Source organism: Pseudonocardia sp. DxW (assembly GCF_058448985.1).
The window spans coordinates 64,901-83,251 of record NZ_JBZFLK010000018.1 but is presented as its reverse complement, the minus strand read 5'-3'; the positions used below and the strand labels follow the sequence as shown (position 1 = coordinate 83,251).

Here is an 18,351-nt window from a genome sequence, read left to right as displayed (position 1 = left end):
TATGTATTACGCAACCGTAGGATGGGGGCGCGACGGGCACGCGTCAACGATGGATTTCGCCACACACCGAACCGGGCCGATCGCGCTCCGGATGGACAGGCAGCGCACGGGTTGTACGGTGAACGACAAGGTCGGTGATACCTCGAGTCCGCGCCCCGGACGCACCGCCGTCCGCAGCCCGAGGTGAGTCGGATGCGTCAGCCGGACCACGACCAGATCGTGGCGGCCCTGCGGACCGCGAGCCGCTTCGTCGCCGGCGCCGACGGGACCCGCACCGGCCGCGCCTCGCTCGCCTGCCTCCTCGACTCGGCGGTCGGCGCGATCGCCGGGGCCACCGCGGGCGGGATCGCCCGGATCGAACCGGACGGCGTGCTGCGCACCACGCACGCCACCAGCGACGACGTGCGCCGCCTCGACCGGCTGCAGGCCGACCTGGCGGAGGGGCCCTCGCTCACCGTCGCCGACGATCCGCCGCCCACCGGGATCGTCCTCGCCGACGACCTCGGCGGCCGGGACGCCCGCCGGTGGCCGCGCTTCGCACCGGCCGCGGTGCGGTCGGGGTACCGCTCGATGATGTCGGTCCGGCTCTCGCTGGACCGCGGGCGGCGCGGGGTGCTCGCCCTCTGCTCGCCGGCGCCCGGGGTGTTCGGGGCCGGGGCCCGGCTGGCCGCCGGGCTGTTCGGGCTCCGGGCGGCGATGCTGCTGCACGAGCCCGGACCGGCTCCCGGGCCGCGCGCCGGGGGCGGCCGGCCGCCCGGCGCCGCGGGCGTCGAGCGGGCCACCGGGATCGTGATGGAGCGCTACACGCTCGACGCGGACGATGCCGCCCGGTGGCTGCGCCGCGCCGCCGGGCAGGACGGGATGACGGTGCCGGAGTTCGCCGCCGTCCTGGTCGACGAGGCCGGGTCGCACGCCCGGATCGGCAACTCGATCCGGGACACCCTGGAGGCGCTCACCGCCCGCTTCCCGGACCCCGGCACCGACCCCGGTGACGACACCGGCACCGTCACCGGTCCCGACCCCGACGCCGGTCCCGGCGCCGGTGACGAGCCGGCCGCGGCAGGCCGCCGCGACGCGCCGCCGCGGCGCGGGCTGCGGCTGGTGCGCACCGAGCCGGACGACGAGCGGCCGGTCTGACCGGCGGGGCCGGGATCAGCGCCGGAACAGGAAGATGCCGTAGCCCTGCTCGTCGTCGGTCCACTCGGCCTCGGCGCGCAGGCCGTGCCGCTCGACGTCCCGGCGGAAGCGGTCGCGGTCGAACGTGGCGGACAACCCGACGTTGATCCCCTCGCCGCGGCGCAGGTCCAGCGACAGGCCCAGGTCGGGCAGCGCGACGCGCCGGTCCCGGCGCGCCCACAGCCGGCCCTCGACGACCTCGTCGTGCGGGTCGTAGTGGGCGAGCGCGTGGAAGTCGGCCAGGTCGACCCGGCCGCCGAAGCGCCGGGCGAGATGCGCGAGATGGTTGAGCCGGAACTCGGCGAACGCGGTGTGCCCGGGCGGGTCGTTGTAGCAGGTCGCGAACACCGGGCCGGGCTTGAGCAGGTCGGCCGAGACGGCGAACGCATCGCCGGGGCGCAGCGCGGCGGCGATCCGGGCGAGCAGCGCCGACCGCTCGTCCGGGGTGGTGTTGCCGATGTTGGCGCCGAGGAACAGCACCGCCAGCGGGCCGTCCGGGTCGTCGCGGAGCCGGTCGAGGCCCGCCTCGTAGCGGCCCCACAGGCCGGTCACCGTCAGGCCGGGCACGTCGCGCAGCCGTCCGGCGCTGTGCTCGAGCATCTCCCGGCTGACGTCGACGGGCAGGTAGTGGGTCGGCCGCTGCGCGGCAGGGCGGGATCCGCGGGACCGGCTCGGTGAGGCAGGCCCGCAGCCCGGCGACGTCGTCCCAGAACGCGGGGCCGGACTCCAGCTCGACGACGCTCACCGGGCCGCCCCGTCCGGCAGCGCCGCGCGCAGGCTGGTCCGGCCCGCCGACCAGTGCCGCAGCAGCAGCTCGCCGAGCCGGTCGCCGAGGAACCCGGCCGCCCGGATCCCGAACACCACGTCCGCGGCGAGCGCGGGCTCGGCGGCCAGCAGCGGGGCGAGGACGCCGCGTCGGACGACCTGCTCGTGCACCGCGTCGGCCTCCACGTGCTCGTCGTAGAACCGGATCGCCGCCGCGCCGCAGCCGAGCCGGCGCATCCCGCGGACCAGCCGTTCGGACCCGGGCGACGAGGTCAGCTCCACCAGCGCGAACTGGCCGACGAGCGCGCCGCGCAGGCTGCGCCGCAGGCCGCACAGCGTCATGAAGTTGACCTCGGCGAGGGTCTCCGCGGGTACCGCGTCGACGTAGTGGCCGTACTCGGCGGACAGACCGAGCTCGCGCATCATGTCGGCGAACAGGACCGCGTGCATGCGGGCCGGATCGCCCGCGCCGTACTCGTCGTGCTCGACGGTGACCAGCCCGGCCTTGGCGGCGTCCGGCAGCCGCGGGATCACCCAGGCCTGCGGATCGGCCTCCTTGAGGTGGTACACCGAGCGGTGCGCGACGTACTCGCGCAGCTGCCACAGCTCCCCGGTGCGGTGCAGGTGGTGCGAGACCCCGGTCTCCGCGGCCGGGCCGACCGGCTCGACGAGCAGCGCCTCGACGGTGCCGGCGACGTCGTCGCCGGGCGGGACGTCGGCGCGCAGCGCGGCCAGGAACCGGTCCTCCAGCGCGACCCGCAGGGTCAGCAGCCGCGGGTCCCACTCCCGGTCGTCGTCGACGCCGGCGAAGCCGCGATAGTGCAGCTCGTAGCAGCAGTGCAGGGCGAGCTGCAGGTCGTCGCCGTACGGGTCGGCGGTCGCCGGGTCCCCGCCGGGCGCCGGGGCCCCGCCGCGCAGCAGCTCCAGCACCGTCGCGGACAGCGGGCCGCGGGCGGCCGGCAGCGGCGCGAGACCGGTGCGCGGGGCCGGATGCCGGACCGTCATGTCCGCTCCCCCACCCGGGTCCGGGTGCGGTGGCTGGTGTCGCAGAACGGGGGTCGCCGGGTGCGGCGGCAGGTGCAGACCGCCGTCACCGGGCGGTCGGACCGGATCCGGCGCCCGTCGGCGGTCTCGATCTCGACCGGGCCGTGCACCAGGACAGGGCCGTCGTCGGTCAGGGTCATCCGGGTGGGCTCAGCAGGCACGGCTCGCCTCGATCACGACCAGCTCCTCGTCGACGGCGCCCGGCTCGGCCGGCCCGCGCGCCTCGTGCAGCGCGGCCGGACCCGCATCACCGGGCCGAGCGGGATCCGGACCCGCTCGACGACCCGGGCGGTCGGCCCGTTCCCGGCGAGCCGCTCCAGCGTACGGCCCGCGCCGCAGGCCCCGCCGTGCACGAGCAGCAGCAGGCCGCCGGCGACGAGGTGGTCGGCGGCACCGACCCGCAGACCGGTCCCGGCGGAGCGGTCGAACAGCAACGCGCGCATGCGCTCCCCCCTCGTCGTGGCCGGGCAGGTGCGCCCGACCTCCGGCCAGCGCACACCCGGCCGTCGCGGCACGGTCAACGCCGGGCCGGCGCGACCTGCACCACACAACGGAATCAGCCCCGGTCAGCACGGCTTCACACCTGGTGACGGGCCGGGGTTGTCCGGTCCGTACCGCAACGGCACCATCCCGGGGCGGAACCGCAGGGCGCGGAAGCCCGGGAGAGGTGGGGGTCATGGCCTGGAGCACGCGTGAGATCGCCGAGCTCGCCGGCACCAGCCTGCGGGCGGTGCGGCACTACCACGAGGTGGGCCTGCTGGCGGAGCCCGAGCGCCGCTCCAACGGCTACAAGCAGTACGGGGTCGCCCACCTGGTGCGGGTGCTGCGGATCAAGCGGCTCACCGATCTCGGCTTCTCACTCGCCCAGATCGCCGCGATGGGCGACGCCGACGACCATCCCGAGGAGGCGCTGCGCACCCTCGACGCGGAGCTGTCCGAGACGATCGAGCGGCTGCAGCGGATCCGGGCCGAGCTCGGCGTGATCATGCGCGACGGCACCCCGACCGACCTGCCGTCCGACTTCGCCCCGGCGACCGCGCAGGCGGAGCTGTCCGACACCGACCGGTCGCTGATCGTCGTGATGACCCGGGTGCTGGGCCCGCAGAGCCTGCAGGCGTACGCGGAGCTGCTGCGCGACCTGCCGCCGGACCCGAACGCGGGCGCCTTCGAGAACCTGCCAGAGGACGCCGACGACCGGACCCGCCAGGAGCTCGCCGAGCGGATGCTGCCCTACGTCCGCGAGATGCACGCGGCGCACCCGTCGCTGGCGACGATGCGCGAGGACTCGCCGCGCGGGAAGGGCTTCGCCCAGCGGACCATGGGGGCCGCGATGCGCGACCTCTACAACCCGGCCCAGCTCGACGTCATGGGGCGGCTCGGGACGCTGCTGCGGGAGGAGCCGGCGGGCGACCGGGACTGACGGAACCGCTCACCCCGCCCCATCTCCCGTCCCCCATCCCTGCATCGACCGGCTGAAGGCGAGGTCCTCGTCGTCGACGAAGGTGTCCGGCCCGAACCCCCGGTCGGTCATCACCCCCCACGCCCGCCGGCGCTGCATGCCCAGGTTCCCGGCGTCGTAGAGGGAGAACACGGCTGCCTCCCGGTAGTACCGGGCCAGCGGGAACCTCCGGTCGAGCGCGTTCACCCCGACCAGCCGCATGCAGTCGGTGACGACGCCCTGCATGGACTCGGTGCAGTAGGTCTTGTTCATCCCGCCGAGCGCCTGGCCCTGCCCGGGGTGCCGGTCCAGGTAGTGCGCGGCCTTCCAGGCGAAGTAGCGGGCGGCCTCGATCCTGGCGGCGATGTCGGCCAGCAGGTGACCGACGGCCTGGTGCCGGATGATCGGGACGGTGCCGCCGCCGGTGTAGGTCCGGGCCCAGTCCAGGGCGAACTCGTACGCCCCGCGGGCCACGCCGACGGCGGCGATCGCCGCGATCGGGCCGGACCAGGTGAAGTTCCGGTTGACGAGCAGATCTCCCTCGCCGACGGCGAGCACGTTCTCCTCCGGGACCCGGGCGCCGCGGAAGGTCATCGTGACGTTCTGGCAGGTGCGGTGCGCCATCGTGTCGATCACCTCGTGCTCGACGCCGTCGGTGCCGCGCTCGACCAGGATCGCGCTGAGCGCCCCGGTGCCGCCCGCGTCGCGGTCGGTCCGGACGACGCACAGGGTGACGTCGGCGCCGCGCAGGTCCCAGCCGCCGGCGTTGCACGGCCAGTGCTTCTCGCCGTACAGCACGTACTCACCGTTGGCCCGGTCGTGGTCGGCGACCACCTGGATGCCGCCGCGCGGGCTGGGATGGTCGAAGTTGGCCGTCCCGCCACGCTCGCTCACCGCGAACCCGGCGAGGAAGTCGACGTTGTCGCGGTCGGTCGCCCGGCGCAGCCAGCGGTCGCGCTGGGTCTCGGTCCCCGACCACAGGATCGGCATCAGCGCGAGGCCGTTGACCAGCAGCACGGTCGGGAAGCCGGGATCGACCGCGCACAGCTCCTCGACGACGAGCAGGAAGTCCACCGTGGACGCGCCCCCGCCGCCGTACTCGCGGGGCAGGAACATCGTGCTCAGCCCGGACGCGACGGCCTGCTCATAGACCGGTTTGATGAGGCGGAACGCCTCCTGCGGGTCCGGGTGGGCGTCGGCCTGCTCGGCCGCCGGGCGCAGCACCTCGCGGGCGAACTCGCGCGCCGCGTACTTGAGCGTCCGCTGCTCGGGCGTCAGCTCGAAGTCGACAGCCATCCGTGTGCCCTCCTGCCGAGCCGAACAGAGCCGAACAGGGCCGGGCCGGACGCCGGCGGGTGGCGCTCAGCTGCCGGTGGCGCCCTGGATCATGCCGAGGGCACCGCGCAGTCCCTGGTCGTTGACGGCGACGTCCTCGATGGTCGAGGCGTCGAGCACCTCGAAGTAGGCGTCCAGCGCCTGGGCGAACACGCTGCGCGCGCCGCAGACACCGGCGATCCGACAGTAGCGGGCCGGCCCCAGGCACTCGACGACCGCGAAGTCGTTCTCCATCGTGCGCATCACCTCGCCGACGGTGATGGTGGCCGGATCGCGCACCAGGCGCACCCCGCCGCCGCGGCCGCGGCTGGTCTCCACCAGCCCGGCGCCGGCGAGCCGCTGGACGACCTTGTCCAGGTGGTTGCGCGACACCCGGTGCGCGGCCGAGATCTCGCCGACCGAGCCGCGCCGTCCCGGCGCCACCCGCAGGTAGAGCAGGACGCGGAGCGCGTAGTCCGCATGGCTGGTGTGCCTCATCGTGGCGCCGCTCCCGTCGCTGCACTGGCGCCTCGAACGGTACCTGTTGCCCGCCGCGGAGCCCGGCCGACACCGCCACCGGCCCTGCGGGACCGGTGCCGGCGCGGACCGGGCGCGGATCAGGGGACGAGCGTCCCGATGCCCTCGTGCTCCTTGCCGAAGCGCACGTACTCGTCCTCCATGATCGCCCGCGGGTTGAACAGCGGATCGGCGAGGATGCCGTGCACGCGACGGCGCTGCATCCCCATGTTGCCGCCGTCGTAGATCGGCAGGACGGCCGCCTCCCGCAGGATCTTCCCGAAGCCGTTCTGCAGCTCCAGGCTGTTCACGCCGACGATCTGCATGCACTTGTAGACGCAGTCGAACATCAGCTCGGTGACCTGGATCTTGTTCATCGCGCCGACCAGCTCCGCGTGCTGGTCGTGCTTGTCCAGGTAGTCCGCGGCCCGCCAGGAGAAGGCGCGGGCCATCTCGATCTTCGACGCGACGTCGCCGAGCACGTAGCCGACGTTCTGGAAGCCGATGATCGGCCGCAGCGCGCCCGCGGTGTTGCCCTTGGCGAAGTCCAGCGCCATCTCGTAGGCGGCCCGGGCCATCCCGACCGCCGCGATCGCTGCGACCGGCCCGGACCAGGCGAAGTTCCGGTTGATGACCAGGTCGCCGTTGCCCTCGGCGCCGGGCAGCAGGTTCGCCACCGGGATCCGGGCGTCGGTGAAGACGATCTCGGCGTTGGACGCCAGCCGGTGCCCGATCTTGTCGAGATGCCGGTAGGTGACGCCGGGGGTGTCCCGCTCCAGGACGAGCGCGGACAGGCCCTCGGTGCCGCCCTTCTCCGGGTCGGTGCGGACGATCAGGGTGCCCGCGTTCACGCCGCGCTCGTCCCACCCGGCCGACGACGGCCAGTACTTCCGCCCGTTGACGACGAAGTGGTCGCCGTCGCGCACCGCGGTCAGCCCGACGCCGGCCGGGCGCGGCAGCGGGATGTCGAAGTTCGCCGTGCCGGACGGGTTGCCGGGGGGCTCGCTGGCGGTCCAGCCGCCCAGGTACTCGCCGCTCGGGTCGGACGTCGCCGCGCGGAGGAACCGCTCCTTCTGCTCCTCGGAGCCGTACCAGGCCACCGGCATCAGGCCGAGCCCGTTGCACAGGACGGTGCAGGCGAAACCGGGATCCACGACGCAGATTTCCTCGGCCGCGACGACCAGATCGACGCAGGAGACCCCACCCCCGCCGTACTCCGCGGGGAGCATGCACATGGCGATCCCGGCGCGGTACGCCTCGACGTAGGCGGGCTTGGTCAGCTGGAAGCCCTTCAGCGGGTCCGGTTCCGCGTCCGCGGCCGCGACCACCGGCTTCAGCACGTTCTCGGCGAATGCTCGGACGTCGTACTGCAGCTTCTTCTGCTGGTCGGACATCGTGAAGTTGATCATCAAGACCTCTCCGGGACGAGCACGACAGGGACGGGATGCGCCCACGGACCGGTGACCGGTCCCCGCTCCACGAGCAGCGAGGAGAGCATCCAGAATCGGTGTTTCAGATACTTGTTTTGTGAGTTACAGCACCATAACGACCCCGTCGATGCCCGACAATCCGCCGAACGTGACCGCCCGGCCCCGCGCCCGCCGGGCCGCCCCGACTACCCTCGGCCCGCGTGCTGACCCGTGCCTTCGGAATCGCCCGCTCCCTCGCGATGTACCACGGGATCCCCGGGCGGCAGCGCCGGATGCGCGAGTTCTACGCGCCGTTCCTCGGACCGGGCGATCTCGCGTTCGACGTCGGCGCGCACGCCGGCAACCGGGTCCGCGCCTGGCGGGCGCTCGGCGCGCGGGTGGTCGCCGTCGAGCCCCAGCCCGACTTCGTCCGGTTGCTGCGGCTGTTCTTCGGCCGCGACGACGGCGTGACCGTGCTGCCCACCGCGCTCGGCGCCCGCCCGGGCACCGCCCGGCTCGGGATCTCCCGGGCCACGCCGACCGTGTCGTCGATGTCGGAGGACTGGCGCAGCACCGTCGCCGACGACTCCGGCTTCGCCCGGGTGCGCTGGGAGGACCAGGTCGCGGTGCCGGTCACCACCCTCGACGAGCTCGTCGCCACGCACGGGACGCCCGCCTTCTGCAAGATCGACGTCGAGGGCTTCGAGGCGGACGTCCTCGCCGGGCTGTCCCGGCCGCTGCCCGCCCTGTCGTTCGAGTACCTGCCCGCCGCGCACGACGCCGCGCTGGCCGCGCTGGCCCGGGTCGAGGCCCTCGGGCGCTACGTCTACCGCTACTCCCCGGTCGAGACGATGCAGTGGGACGACAGCGCCGGCGGGCACTGGCTGGACGCCCGCGAGCTCGTCGCGCTGCTGGACCGCCGGCGGCCGCTCGGCCGCTCCGGCGACGTCTACGCCCGGGCCGCCCCGGCGTGATCGTCCGGGCTCGGGCATCCTTGACGGTCGTGATTCCCCGTCTCGCCCGGGCCCTCGCGACCGCGCCGGTCGCCCGGCAGCTCATCGCCGGCGCCGCGCTGCTGGCCGTCGTGCTGGCGCTGCTCGCGGCCTTCACCGACGTGGGACTGGTGCGCGCGCTGCTCGGCGCGGCCCTCGGTGCCGCGGCCGCGGCGGTGCTCGCCCGGGCCGCCCGGCGGACCCCGGATCCCGCCGGCACGGAGTCCACCGGCACTGACTCCGGCGCTGACCCCGCCGGCGCCACGGATGCGGACCCCGCAGCCGCAGCCGCAGCCGCACCCGGGCCCGGCCCCGCCGCGGCACCGGTGTCCGGCGGCGCGGTGACGCTCGGTCCCGCGGGCGTCGTCACGCTGGCCCGTGGCGTGCTGGTGGTCGCGGTCGCGACGCTGATCGGGCTGGACGGCCCCGGGCAGGTCGCGCTGGTGGCGCTGGCACTCGTCGCGTTCGGGCTCGACGCGGTGGACGGGATCGTCGCCCGCCGCACCGGCACCGCGAGCGAGCTGGGCGCCCGGTTCGACATGGAGACCGACGCGCTGCTGCTGCTGGTGCTGTCGGTGCACGTCGCGATCGCCTCGCACCTGTGGTGGGCGCCGGCGCTGGGCCTGCTGCGCTACGCCTTCGTCGGCGCGGCCCGGGTGCTGCCGTGGCTGCAGGGGTCGCTGCCGGTGCGCCGCTCGGCGAAGGTGGTCGCGGCGCTGCAGGGCGTCGTGCTGATCGCCGCCGCCGCCGGGCTGCTGCCCGGCACGATCGGGCACGCCGTGCTCGCGGTCGCGCTGGCGGCGCTGCTCTGGTCGTTCGGGACGTCGGTGGTCTGGCTCTGGCGGGCCGCCGACGAGCACCCGGTCCGCTGGCGGGCGGCCGGTGCCGCACTGCTCACCACGGTCTGTGCGGCGCTGGTCGCGCTCATCCTGGTGCTGCCCGGCGACCCGGTGAACATCGTTCCGGCGGCGTTCCTGCGGCTGCCGATCGAGATCGTGCTCGGCGTCGCCGTCCTGGCGCTGCTGCCCGGCCGGGCCCGCCGGATCACCGGTGCGGTGGCCGGGCTGCTGCTCGCCGTCGTCGGGCTGCTGAAGCTGTTCGACCTCGGCTTCGTGATCTTCCTGGACCGCCCGTTCGACCCGGTCGCGGACTGGGTGCTGATCGGCAACGCGCAGGAGTTCCTGCGCGGGACCCTCGGCCCGGCCGGCGCGGTGCTGGTCGCCCTCCTGGCCGGGGTGCTGGCCGTCGGGCTGCTGGTGGCGACGGCGCTGGCGGTCGTCCGGCTCGCCGGTCTGGCCGCCCGGCACCGCTGGGTCGCGCTGCCCGGCGCGGCCGCGCTCGGCACGATCTGGCTGATCGTGTGGGCGGTCGTCGGGGCACAGCTGGTGCCCGGCGTCCCGGTCGCCGCGGCCGACGGTGTCACCCAGCTGCGCGACCGGGCCGTCGGCATCCCGGCCGCAGTCGCCGACCAGCGGGCCTTCGCCTCCGAGCTCGCCGACGACGCCTACGCCGACGTCCCCGGCGACCAGCTGCTCGGCGCGCTGCGCGGCAAGGACGTCGTGTTCGCCGTCGTCGAGAGCTACGGGCGGACCGCGCTGGAGGATCCGGAGATGGCCCCGCGCACCACCGCACTGCTCGACGATTCCGATCGCCGCCTCGACACCGCCGGGTTCGACTCCCGCAGCGGCTTCCTGACCGCCCCGATCAGCGGCGGCGGCAGCTGGCTGGCGCACGCGACGCTGTTCGCCGGGCTCCGGATCGACGACCAGCGCCGGCACGACGCGCTCGTCACCTCGGACCGGCTGACCCTGGTCCGGGCGTTCCGCGACGCCGGCTGGGAGACCACCGCCATCATGCCCGGCACGACGCGAGCCTGGCCGGAGGCCGACTTCTACGGCCACCAGCGGGTGCACGCCTTCGACGGGCTGGACTACCGGGGGCCGCCCTTCAGCTGGTCCCCGATGCCGGACCAGTACGCCCTGTCGGCGTTTTCCCGACTCGAGCACGACCGCACCGACCGCGGGCCGCTGATGGCCGAGATCGCGCTCACCTCCAGCCACGCGCCGTGGACGCCGGTGCCGCCGATGCTCGAGTGGGACGAGGTCGGCGACGGCTCGGTCTACGCCCCGTACGCCGATGACCAGCGCACCTTCGAGTCGATCTTCGCCGGGGACCCGGACTCGATCCGCGAGGACTACCTCCGCTCCACTGAGTACGCGCTGGAGGCCACCCTCGGCTGGATCGAGCGGTTCGGCGACGACGATCTCGTCGTCGTCATGCTCGGGGACCACCAGCCCGCCTCGGTGGTGACCGGCGCCGCGGCGAGCCGGGACGTCCCGGTCTCGATCATCACCAGGGACCCGGAGGTGCTCGACCGGATCGAGGACTGGGACTGGTCGGCCGGACTGCGCCCGCCGCCCGCCGCGCCGGTCTGGCCGATGGACGTCTTCCGCGACCGGTTCCTCGACGCCTACGGGCAGCCGACCCCGGCCGGAGGGTGAACGTGCGGCGCCTCCCGCACGTTCACACCGGTAGCGGCCCCCACGACGGCGCGACGACCCGGAGGAGACACAGTGATCGGCAGCACCCGGACCAGCAGCACCCGGACCAGCAGCACCCGGACCAGCAGCACCCGGACCAGCAGCACCGGGACCCGTAGCGGCGGGGGACGCACCGGGGCCCGCACCGCCGGAACTCGTACCAGCGGGACCCGCACCGGCGCCGGCATCGCCACGGCCCCCAGTGCCGGGGCCCCCGGTGTCGGCCGAGAGCGCGGCCTGGCGTGACCGCCCCGCTGCAGGGTGCGGCCGGATCGCAGAGCTGCCCGCCGGACTGGCTGGCGCTGCGCGAACCCGCCGACGCCGACGCCCGCTCCGCGACGCTCGCCGCCGCCCTGCGGGACGCGCTGCCACCCGGGCCGCTGCTGGTGCGCGATCTCGGCTGCGGCACCGGCTCGATGTCCCGCTGGCTCGCGCCGCTGCTGCACCGGCGCCGCGACGACCGTCCCGCGCAGGCGGACCGGCCGGCTCCGCCGGACCACCCCGCGCACCCGCACCGGTCCACCCGGCCCGCGCCGCCGGACCTGCCCGCGCTGCCGGACCAGCCCGCGCAGCCGGACCAGCACTGGATGCTGCACGACCGCGACGCCGAGCTGCTCCGCCACGCGGTCGCCGATCTGCCCGCCGGGGTCACCGGCGAGGCCGCACCCGGCGACCTGACCGCGCTGGACGCCACCGCGCTGGCCGGCACCTCCCTGGTCACCGCGTCGGCGCTGCTCGACATGCTGACCGCCGACGAGATCGAGGCGCTGGCCGATGCGTGCACCGGCGCCGGGGTCCCGGCCCTGCTGACGCTGTCGGTCACCGGCCGGGTCCGGTTCGATCCGGCCGATCCGCTGGACCGCGAGCTCGCCGCCGCGTTCGACGACCACCAGCGACGTGTGACCGGCGGGCGGCGCCTGCTCGGCCCGGACGCGGCCGCCGCCGCCACCGACGCGTTCACCCGCCGCGGCGCCCGGGTCCGGACCGCGGAGACACCGTGGCAGCTCGGACCGGACCGCCCCGGCCTGCTGCGCGAGTGGCTGGCCGGCTGGCTGGACGCGGCCTGCGAGCAGCGCCCGGAGCTGAACGGGCCGGCCGGGGCCTACCGGGACCGCCGGGACCGCGAGCGGGCGGCGGGGACGCTGCGGGTGACCGTCGGCCACGCGGACCTGCTGGCACTGCCCGCCTGACCGGCACCGCACCGACAGACGCACCCGGCCCACCCGGCCCACCCGGTTCACGGGCTCACCCGGCTCACCCGGCGCGATCCAGCACGCCGTCACGTCCGCACGGGATCGGCCCATCCGCACGGGATCGGATCCCGTGCGAACGCAGCGAACCCGTGCGAACCGCGGCCGGCGCCCCGCTGCCCCGGGCCGGTCGCGTGGGTCAGCGCGTCCGCGCGTCGTCCGGACCGGGGCCGGTCTCCCAGGTCACGAAGACCGAGCGGTCGTCGACCTCCGCCCCGAGCGACCGGTAGGTGGCGAGCGCCGCGACGTTGTCCCGCCCGGTCCCGGTCCACATGCCCGTGCAGCCCCGGCGACCGGCCTCCTCCCCCAGCGCACGCAGCAGCGCCGCTGCCACCCCGCGGCGGCGCCAGGGCTCCTCGACGCCCAGCTCGTAGACGAACATCTCGGGATCACCGTCCGGATGGCGCATCTCGATCCCGGACACGAAGCCGATGCCGGTGCCGTCGACGGCCCGGGCGAGCAGCAGCAGGTGCCCCTCGCGGCGCAGGAAGTCGACCGCGCCGTGCGCTGTCACCGGCCGGTCGAACAGGGACGCGTTCGCGACGAGCAGATCAGGATCGCGCACCCGCTCGATCGTCGGCGGACCCTCTCCCATCGGTCACCCCCTCGGTACGACGACCGCTCCCGACCCCGATCGTTGCACAGGCCTGACCGAGCGTGCTAATTCTAATCCATGCGGTCAGAAAATAGCCCGACCGGTCAGAAGCGGCGTTCGGTCATCGAGGACGTCCGGCGCGCGCAGATCATCGACAGCGCCGTCGCGACCATCGCCGAGCTCGGCTACGCGAACGCCTCGCTGGCCCGGATCGCCGAGCACGCCGGCATCAGCAAGGGCGTGATCGCCTATCACTTCGCCGGCCGGGACAACCTGATCGACCAGCTCGTCGAGCACCTGTACCGGGAGATCACCGAGTTCGTGGTGCCGCACATCGAGCGCGAGTCGACGGCGGTGGGCCGGCTGCGTGCCCGCATCGTCGCCGTCGGCGCGTACGTCCGCGATCACCGGGCCGAGATGGTCGCCCTGAGCGAGATCCTCGACAACCTCCGGGATGCCGACGGGCGCCTGCGCTACGGCGACGAGTTCAACGAGCCGCTCTACCGCGGCCTGGAGGAGATGTTCCGGGGCGGCCAGGAGTCCGGCGAGCTGCGGCGGTTCGACACCCGCGTGATGGCCGTGACCGTCCAGGCCGCCATCGACTCGATGGTCGCCTACGCCGACAGCTATCCCGGTCACGACGTCGACGGCCACGCCATGGAGCTGGCCGACCTGTTCGAGCACGCCGTCAGCGCCACACCGCACCAGCACAGGGGGGAACCATGACCACCGACCACGCACGGTCGCCCGCACCGCCCGGCGCGGCCGGGTCCACCGGCCGGATACCGGGGCCGGACCTCGCCCGGGGGATCATGCTGTTGCTGATCGTCCTGGCGAACACCCCGTACTACCTGTACGGGCGACCGTCCAGCGGGATGGGCGCGCACCCGGTGGACGGATCGGTCGCCGACCGGGTCGTCCAGGCCGTCCTGATCACCACGGTGGACCTGCGGGTCTATCCGATGTTCGCGTTCCTGTTCGGCTACGGCCTGGTGATGATCGTGCGACGGCAGCGCCGCGCCGGGCTCTCCGACGACGAGGCACGACGGCTGCTGCGTCGCCGCAACCTGCTGCTGGTCACGTTCGGCGCGGTGCACGCCCTACTGCTGTGGGGCGGCGACGTGCTGGGTGCCTACGGCCTGTGCGGGCTGGTGCTGGTGTGGTTGTTCCTGCGCCGGTCGGACCGGACGCTGCTGGTCTGGGCCGGCATCGGAACCGGGCTGCTCGTGCTGCTCGCGGCACTGTCGGCGCTGGAGGGGCTCGCCGTGCTGGCCGGGGAGCAGCCGCCGAACGACCTCGGTTCCGTGGTCACCGTGCTGGCGCGGGCGAGCGTGTCCGACCCGGACGTCCTCGGCGCCGCGCTGGCGCGGATGACGATGTGGCCGCTGCAGGTGCTGGTGATCCAGGGGCTCGTCGGGATGGTCGTCCCGGTGTCGATCCTGCTCGGGTTCTGGGCCGCCCGCCGCGGCGTGCTGGAGCGCCCGCAGGAGCACCGGCGGCTGCTGTGGATCACCGCGGTCGGCGGGATCGCGATCGGCTGGCTCGGCGGGCTACCGCTCGCGCTGGCCCACATCGGGGTGCTCGACGCGCTGTCGCCGGCGATGTCGTCGTTCGCGATGCCGCAGATGCTCACCGGTCTGGTCTGCGGCCTCGGTTACGTCGCGGTGTTCGGGCTGGTCGGCGGCCGGTTGGCGGACCGGCCGCTCGGGCCGGTCGGCGGCGCGCTGACCGCGGTCGGGAAGCGGTCGCTGAGCTGCTACCTGGCCCAGTCGGTGCTGTGCGCCCCGCTGCTCGCGGCCTGGGGCCTGGGCCTCGGCGGGAGCCTCGGCAGCGCGGCGACGGCCGCGTTCGCGATCGCGGTCTGGCTGCTCACGGTGCTCTGTGCGGTCGCCCTGGAACGGCGCGGCGCTCCCGGCCCGGCCGAGGCGCTGCTCCGGCGCCTGACCTACGGTCCCCCCGCACCGGCCCCCGCCACCACCTGATCGGTCCGCACGGGTTCCCGCCGTTCGCACGGCATCGGATCCCGTGCGGACACACCGGTCCCGTGCGGACCCGGCCGGCGGGGCGCGGCGCGGGCGGGGACGGTGCGGCTGGGGTGGGATTACCGGAGGTCCGCCGCCGGCGGGACGGTGTCCCACGGCCCGACCGAGCCGGACACCGCCGCGACCGAGCGGTCCAGCTCGCCGGCGACGTCGAGCCCACCGACCACCTCCAGCAGCGCGTTCGCCGCGATCGAGTTCGGCTGCCGGCCCGGGATCACGATGCCCACCGCGGGCTGCGGGCTCGGCTCGGCCAGCGGGATCGTCGTCATCCCCTCCGGGATGCCGAACGCGTGCAGCCAGGTGTGCGCGATGATGCTGGAGCACGCGCCGCCCGCGGCGTGCGCGTAGAGGCCGTCGACGGTGTTGGTCTCGACGGCCGGGGTCAGCCGGGTGCCCGCCGCGGCGGCCGCGTGCTCCAGGATCCGGCGGTTCTGCATGCTGGTGTCGAGCATGCACAGCGGCAGCGCCGCGATGTCGCTCCAGCGCACCGTCGGCCGCCCGGCAGCCGGCCCGTCGGCCGGGGTGAGCAGCAGGTAGTGCTCGCGGTAGAGCGGGAGGGCCGCGGTGGCCTCCGGGGTGTGCGGGTCGAGGTAGGTCAGTCCGACGTCGATCTCGAACTCCTCCAGCTTGCGGAGGATCTCGGTCGACGACAGCGCCTCGATCCGCACGCCGGCCTGCGGATGGCGCTCCCGGAACGGCGTGGTCACCAGCGGGCTCGGCGGCACCGCGGTCGGGATCGCGCCGATCCGCAGGGTGCTGGTCAGCTCGTCGCGCATCCGGTCCAGGTCGTTCCGGAGCCCGTCGCGTTCGGCGAGGATCCGGTGCGCCCACGCGACGACCCGGCGGCCCTCGTCGGTGAACCCGGCGAACCGGCGGCCGCGCTGCACGATCGTCACGCCCAGCTCGCGTTCCAGCTTCCGGATCGCCGCGGACAGCGCGGGCTGGCTGGCGTGGCTGGCCGCCGCGGCCCGGCCGAAGTGCTGCTCGCGGGCCAGCGCCACCACATACTCCAGCTGGCGGATCAGGATGTCGGGCGGCATCACACGAGTCTAACCAGCTGTGATCGACGCTACTTATCAACGGATCGACAGGTCGACTCACAGGACTCTTGTCGATGCGTCTCCCTCTTGACAACGTGTGAGGAGCATCACTGGCGATGGGGAGGCACATGTCTGACGTGGCACTGGACACCGGACGGGCAGCCGCCGTCCGGGAGATCGCCGCGGGCCTGTCCGGCGAGCGCGGCGCCCTGATGCCGATCCTGCACCGGGTGGTCGAGGAGATCGGCCACATCACGCACGCCGACACGGCGGTGATCGCCGAGGTGCTCAACCTCTCCGAGGCCGAGGTGCACGGCGTCGCCACGTTCTACAAGGACTTCCGGCGCACCCCCGCCGCGGAGTGCGTCGTGCAGATCTGCCGCGCCGAGGCCTGCCAGGCGGTCGGCGCGAACGAGCTCGTCGAGCACGCCACCGGCACGCTCGGCATCGGGATGGACGCCCGCACCGACGACGGCACCTACGAGCTGGAGCAGATCTTCTGCCTCGGCAACTGCGCGCTCGGCCCGGCCGTCACCGTCGACGGCCGGCTGCACGGCCGGGTCACCCCCGGCCGGTTCGACGCGCTCCTGCAGGAGCGGGCCCGATGAGCGCCCCGGTCACGGTGTACGTCCCGGCCGACTCCGCGGCCCGCTCGGTCGGCGCCGACGAGGTCGCCGACGCGCTCACCGCGGCCGCCGCCGGCACCGGGCGGGAGATCCGGATCGTCCGCAACGGCTCCCGCGGCATGCTCTGGCTGGAGCCGCTGGTCGAGATCGACACCGACGACGGCCGGATCGCCTACGGGCCGGTGACCGCCGCCGACGTCGCCGGGCTGGTCGACGACGGGATGCTCGACGGCGCGGCCACCCGGCTCTGCCACGGCCGCACCGACGACATCGACTGGCTGTCCTCCCAGCAGCGGGTCACCTTCCGCCGGGTCGGCGTGATCGATCCGCTGAACATCGAGGACTACCTCCGGCACGGCGGGTTCGCCGGACTCGACCGGGCCCTGCAGATGTCGCCGGCCGAGGTCGTCGAGACCGTCACCGAGTCCGGCCTGCGCGGCCGCGGCGGCGCGGGCTTCCCGGCCGGGATCAAGTGGAAGACCGTGCACGACGCCCCGGCCGGGCTGAAGTTCGTCTGCGCGAACGCCGACGAGGGCGACTCCGGCACGTTCGCCGACCGGATGCTGATGGAGGGTGACCCGTTCACCCTGATCGAGGGCATGACCATCGCCGCGTACGCGGTGGGCGCCACCGAGGGCTACATCTACCTGCGCTCGGAGTACCCGGACGCGGTCCGCGTGATGCGCCAGGCCATCGAGATCGCCTACTCCCGCGGCCGGCTGGGCGAGCGGATCGCCGGCAGCGACCTGTCGTTCGACCTGTTCGTCCGGGTCGGCGCCGGTGCCTACATCTGCGGCGAGGAGACCTCGATGCTGGAGAGCCTCGAGGGCAGGCGCGGCACGGTCCGGGCGAAGCCGCCGATCCCCGCGCTGGAGGGGCTGTTCGGCAGGCCGACGGTCGTCAACAACGTGCTGACCCTGGGCTCCGTCCCGATGATCATGGCCGACGGCCCGGCCGCCTACCAGGAGCTGGGCGTCGACCGGTCCCGCGGCACCCAGGTGTTCCAGCTGGCCGGCAACATCCGCCGGGGCGGGATCGTGGAGACCGCGTTCGGCATCACGCTCGGCGAGCTGGTCGAGGGCTACGGCGGCGGCAGCGCGTCCGGCCGGCCGGTGCGCGCCGTGCAGGTCGGCGGCCCGCTGGGCGCCTACCTGCCGACCACCCGGTTCGACCTGCCGATGGACTACGAGGGGTTCGCCGCGGCGAACGCGATGATCGGGCACGGCGGCGTGGTGGTGTTCGACGACACCGTCGACATGGCCCGCCAGGCCCGGTTCGCGATGGAGTTCTGCGCGATCGAGTCCTGCGGCAAGTGCACGCCGTGCCGGGTCGGCGCGGTGCGCGGCGTCGAGACCATCGACAAGATCATCGGCGGGGTCGACCGGGAGCGGAACCTGCTCCTGCTGGACAGCCTCTGCGACACCATGACCAAGGGCTCGCTGTGTGCGATGGGCGGCCTCACCCCGATGCCGGTGCGCAGCGCCGTCACCGACTTCGCCGAGGACTTCGACCGGCCGCCGGTGCACACCGGACTGCCGGTTCCCGACAAGTTCGCCGCCGACACCGCCGCCCGCAACGCGGCACTGATGGGCACGGAGGAGTAG

Annotated in this window: 19 protein-coding genes; 9 read left to right on the top strand and 10 right to left on the bottom strand. The window is 74.4% G+C overall.

All coding sequences use genetic code 11. The features are described 5' to 3' along the window. The first annotated feature begins 192 nt into the window (after positions 1 to 192). Entirely contained in the window at positions 193 to 1,137 is a 945-nt protein-coding gene (locus ACVJO7_RS25030) for an ANTAR domain-containing protein (protein ID WP_491674912.1), read from the top strand. Positions 1,138 to 1,152: 15 nt separating this feature from the next. Here ACVJO7_RS25030 and ACVJO7_RS25025 read toward each other — a convergent pair whose 3' ends face one another. The 4 genes from ACVJO7_RS25025 to ACVJO7_RS25010 form a co-directional block, all read right to left on the bottom strand. After that, entirely contained in the window at positions 1,153 to 1,776 is a 624-nt protein-coding gene (locus ACVJO7_RS25025) for an L-histidine N(alpha)-methyltransferase (protein WP_491674911.1), read from the bottom strand. A 141-nt stretch (positions 1,777 to 1,917) separates the two neighbouring features. Further along, the gene (locus tag ACVJO7_RS25020; RefSeq protein WP_491674910.1) at positions 1,918 to 2,946 is read right to left on the bottom strand and encodes an iron-containing redox enzyme family protein; all 1,029 of its coding nucleotides are present in this window, start codon (positions 2,944 to 2,946) and stop codon (positions 1,918 to 1,920) included. Then, positions 2,943 to 3,125 (bottom strand): CDGSH iron-sulfur domain-containing protein, encoded by a 183-nt coding sequence (locus tag ACVJO7_RS25015; RefSeq protein WP_491674909.1) that lies wholly within the window; start codon positions 3,123 to 3,125, stop codon positions 2,943 to 2,945. Before ACVJO7_RS25015 ends, ACVJO7_RS25020 begins: the two co-directional genes overlap by 4 nt. A gap of 33 nt (positions 3,126 to 3,158) precedes the next feature. Then, positions 3,159 to 3,428: a hypothetical protein gene (locus tag ACVJO7_RS25010; protein WP_491674908.1), complete on the bottom strand. Its 270-nt coding sequence runs from the start codon at positions 3,426 to 3,428 to the stop codon at positions 3,159 to 3,161. Between the two features lie 233 nt (positions 3,429 to 3,661). Here ACVJO7_RS25010 and ACVJO7_RS25005 point away from each other — a divergent pair, with 233 nt between their 5' ends. After that, positions 3,662 to 4,405, top strand: coding sequence for a helix-turn-helix domain-containing protein (locus tag ACVJO7_RS25005; protein WP_491674907.1), 744 nt, complete (start codon positions 3,662 to 3,664; stop codon positions 4,403 to 4,405). A 9-nt stretch (positions 4,406 to 4,414) separates the two neighbouring features. On the opposite strand, the gene ACVJO7_RS25000 is transcribed toward ACVJO7_RS25005, so the two are convergent. The 3 genes from ACVJO7_RS25000 to ACVJO7_RS24990 form a co-directional block, all read right to left on the bottom strand. Next, positions 4,415 to 5,719 carry an acyl-CoA dehydrogenase family protein gene (locus tag ACVJO7_RS25000; RefSeq protein ID WP_491674906.1) on the bottom strand — a complete coding sequence of 435 codons (1,305 nt, stop codon included), beginning with the start codon at positions 5,717 to 5,719 and terminating at the stop codon, positions 4,415 to 4,417. Positions 5,720 to 5,785: 66 nt separating this feature from the next. Beyond that, a complete protein-coding gene (locus ACVJO7_RS24995; RefSeq protein WP_344025857.1) occupies positions 5,786 to 6,235 on the bottom strand; it encodes an RrF2 family transcriptional regulator in 450 nt (149 codons plus the stop codon). A 119-nt stretch (positions 6,236 to 6,354) separates the two neighbouring features. Then, positions 6,355 to 7,662 carry an acyl-CoA dehydrogenase family protein gene (locus ACVJO7_RS24990; protein WP_358487724.1) on the bottom strand — a complete coding sequence of 436 codons (1,308 nt, stop codon included), beginning with the start codon at positions 7,660 to 7,662 and terminating at the stop codon, positions 6,355 to 6,357. A 221-nt stretch (positions 7,663 to 7,883) separates the two neighbouring features. Here ACVJO7_RS24990 and ACVJO7_RS24985 point away from each other — a divergent pair, with 221 nt between their 5' ends. Next, a complete protein-coding gene (locus ACVJO7_RS24985) occupies positions 7,884 to 8,636 on the top strand; it encodes an FkbM family methyltransferase (RefSeq protein WP_491674905.1) in 753 nt (250 codons plus the stop codon). A gap of 29 nt (positions 8,637 to 8,665) precedes the next feature. Beyond that, on the top strand, positions 8,666 to 11,155 hold the full coding sequence (locus ACVJO7_RS24980) for a CDP-alcohol phosphatidyltransferase family protein (protein WP_491674904.1): 2,490 nt from the start codon (positions 8,666 to 8,668) through the stop codon (positions 11,153 to 11,155). On the opposite strand, the gene ACVJO7_RS24975 is transcribed toward ACVJO7_RS24980, so the two are convergent. Next, a complete protein-coding gene (locus ACVJO7_RS24975; protein WP_491674903.1) occupies positions 11,125 to 11,388 on the bottom strand; it encodes a hypothetical protein in 264 nt (87 codons plus the stop codon). The two genes, ACVJO7_RS24980 and ACVJO7_RS24975, sit on opposite strands and share 31 nt — an antisense overlap. A 48-nt stretch (positions 11,389 to 11,436) precedes the next feature. On the opposite strand from ACVJO7_RS24975, the gene ACVJO7_RS24970 reads away from it, so the two are divergent. Beyond that, the gene (locus ACVJO7_RS24970; RefSeq protein WP_491674902.1) at positions 11,437 to 12,384 is read left to right on the top strand and encodes a serine/threonine-protein kinase; all 948 of its coding nucleotides are present in this window, start codon (positions 11,437 to 11,439) and stop codon (positions 12,382 to 12,384) included. A gap of 199 nt (positions 12,385 to 12,583) precedes the next feature. On the opposite strand, the gene ACVJO7_RS24965 is transcribed toward ACVJO7_RS24970, so the two are convergent. Next, positions 12,584 to 13,009 carry a GNAT family N-acetyltransferase gene (locus tag ACVJO7_RS24965; RefSeq protein ID WP_491674901.1) on the bottom strand — a complete coding sequence of 142 codons (426 nt, stop codon included), beginning with the start codon at positions 13,007 to 13,009 and terminating at the stop codon, positions 12,584 to 12,586. Between the two features lie 108 nt (positions 13,010 to 13,117). On the opposite strand from ACVJO7_RS24965, the gene ACVJO7_RS24960 reads away from it, so the two are divergent. Next, positions 13,118 to 13,765 (top strand): TetR/AcrR family transcriptional regulator, encoded by a 648-nt coding sequence (locus ACVJO7_RS24960; RefSeq protein ID WP_491674900.1) that lies wholly within the window; start codon positions 13,118 to 13,120, stop codon positions 13,763 to 13,765. Further along, entirely contained in the window at positions 13,762 to 15,021 is a 1,260-nt protein-coding gene (locus ACVJO7_RS24955; RefSeq protein WP_491674899.1) for a DUF418 domain-containing protein, read from the top strand. Before ACVJO7_RS24960 ends, ACVJO7_RS24955 begins: the two co-directional genes overlap by 4 nt. A 119-nt stretch (positions 15,022 to 15,140) precedes the next feature. Here the strand turns inward: ACVJO7_RS24955 and ACVJO7_RS24950 are convergent, their stop codons facing one another. Then, the gene (locus tag ACVJO7_RS24950) at positions 15,141 to 16,121 is read right to left on the bottom strand and encodes a LysR family transcriptional regulator (RefSeq protein WP_491674898.1); all 981 of its coding nucleotides are present in this window, start codon (positions 16,119 to 16,121) and stop codon (positions 15,141 to 15,143) included. A 128-nt stretch (positions 16,122 to 16,249) separates the two neighbouring features. On the opposite strand from ACVJO7_RS24950, the gene ACVJO7_RS24945 reads away from it, so the two are divergent. Further along, a complete protein-coding gene (locus ACVJO7_RS24945) occupies positions 16,250 to 16,729 on the top strand; it encodes an NAD(P)H-dependent oxidoreductase subunit E (protein ID WP_491674897.1) in 480 nt (159 codons plus the stop codon). After that, entirely contained in the window at positions 16,726 to 18,351 is a 1,626-nt protein-coding gene (locus ACVJO7_RS24940) for a formate dehydrogenase beta subunit (protein ID WP_491674896.1), read from the top strand. Before ACVJO7_RS24945 ends, ACVJO7_RS24940 begins: the two co-directional genes overlap by 4 nt.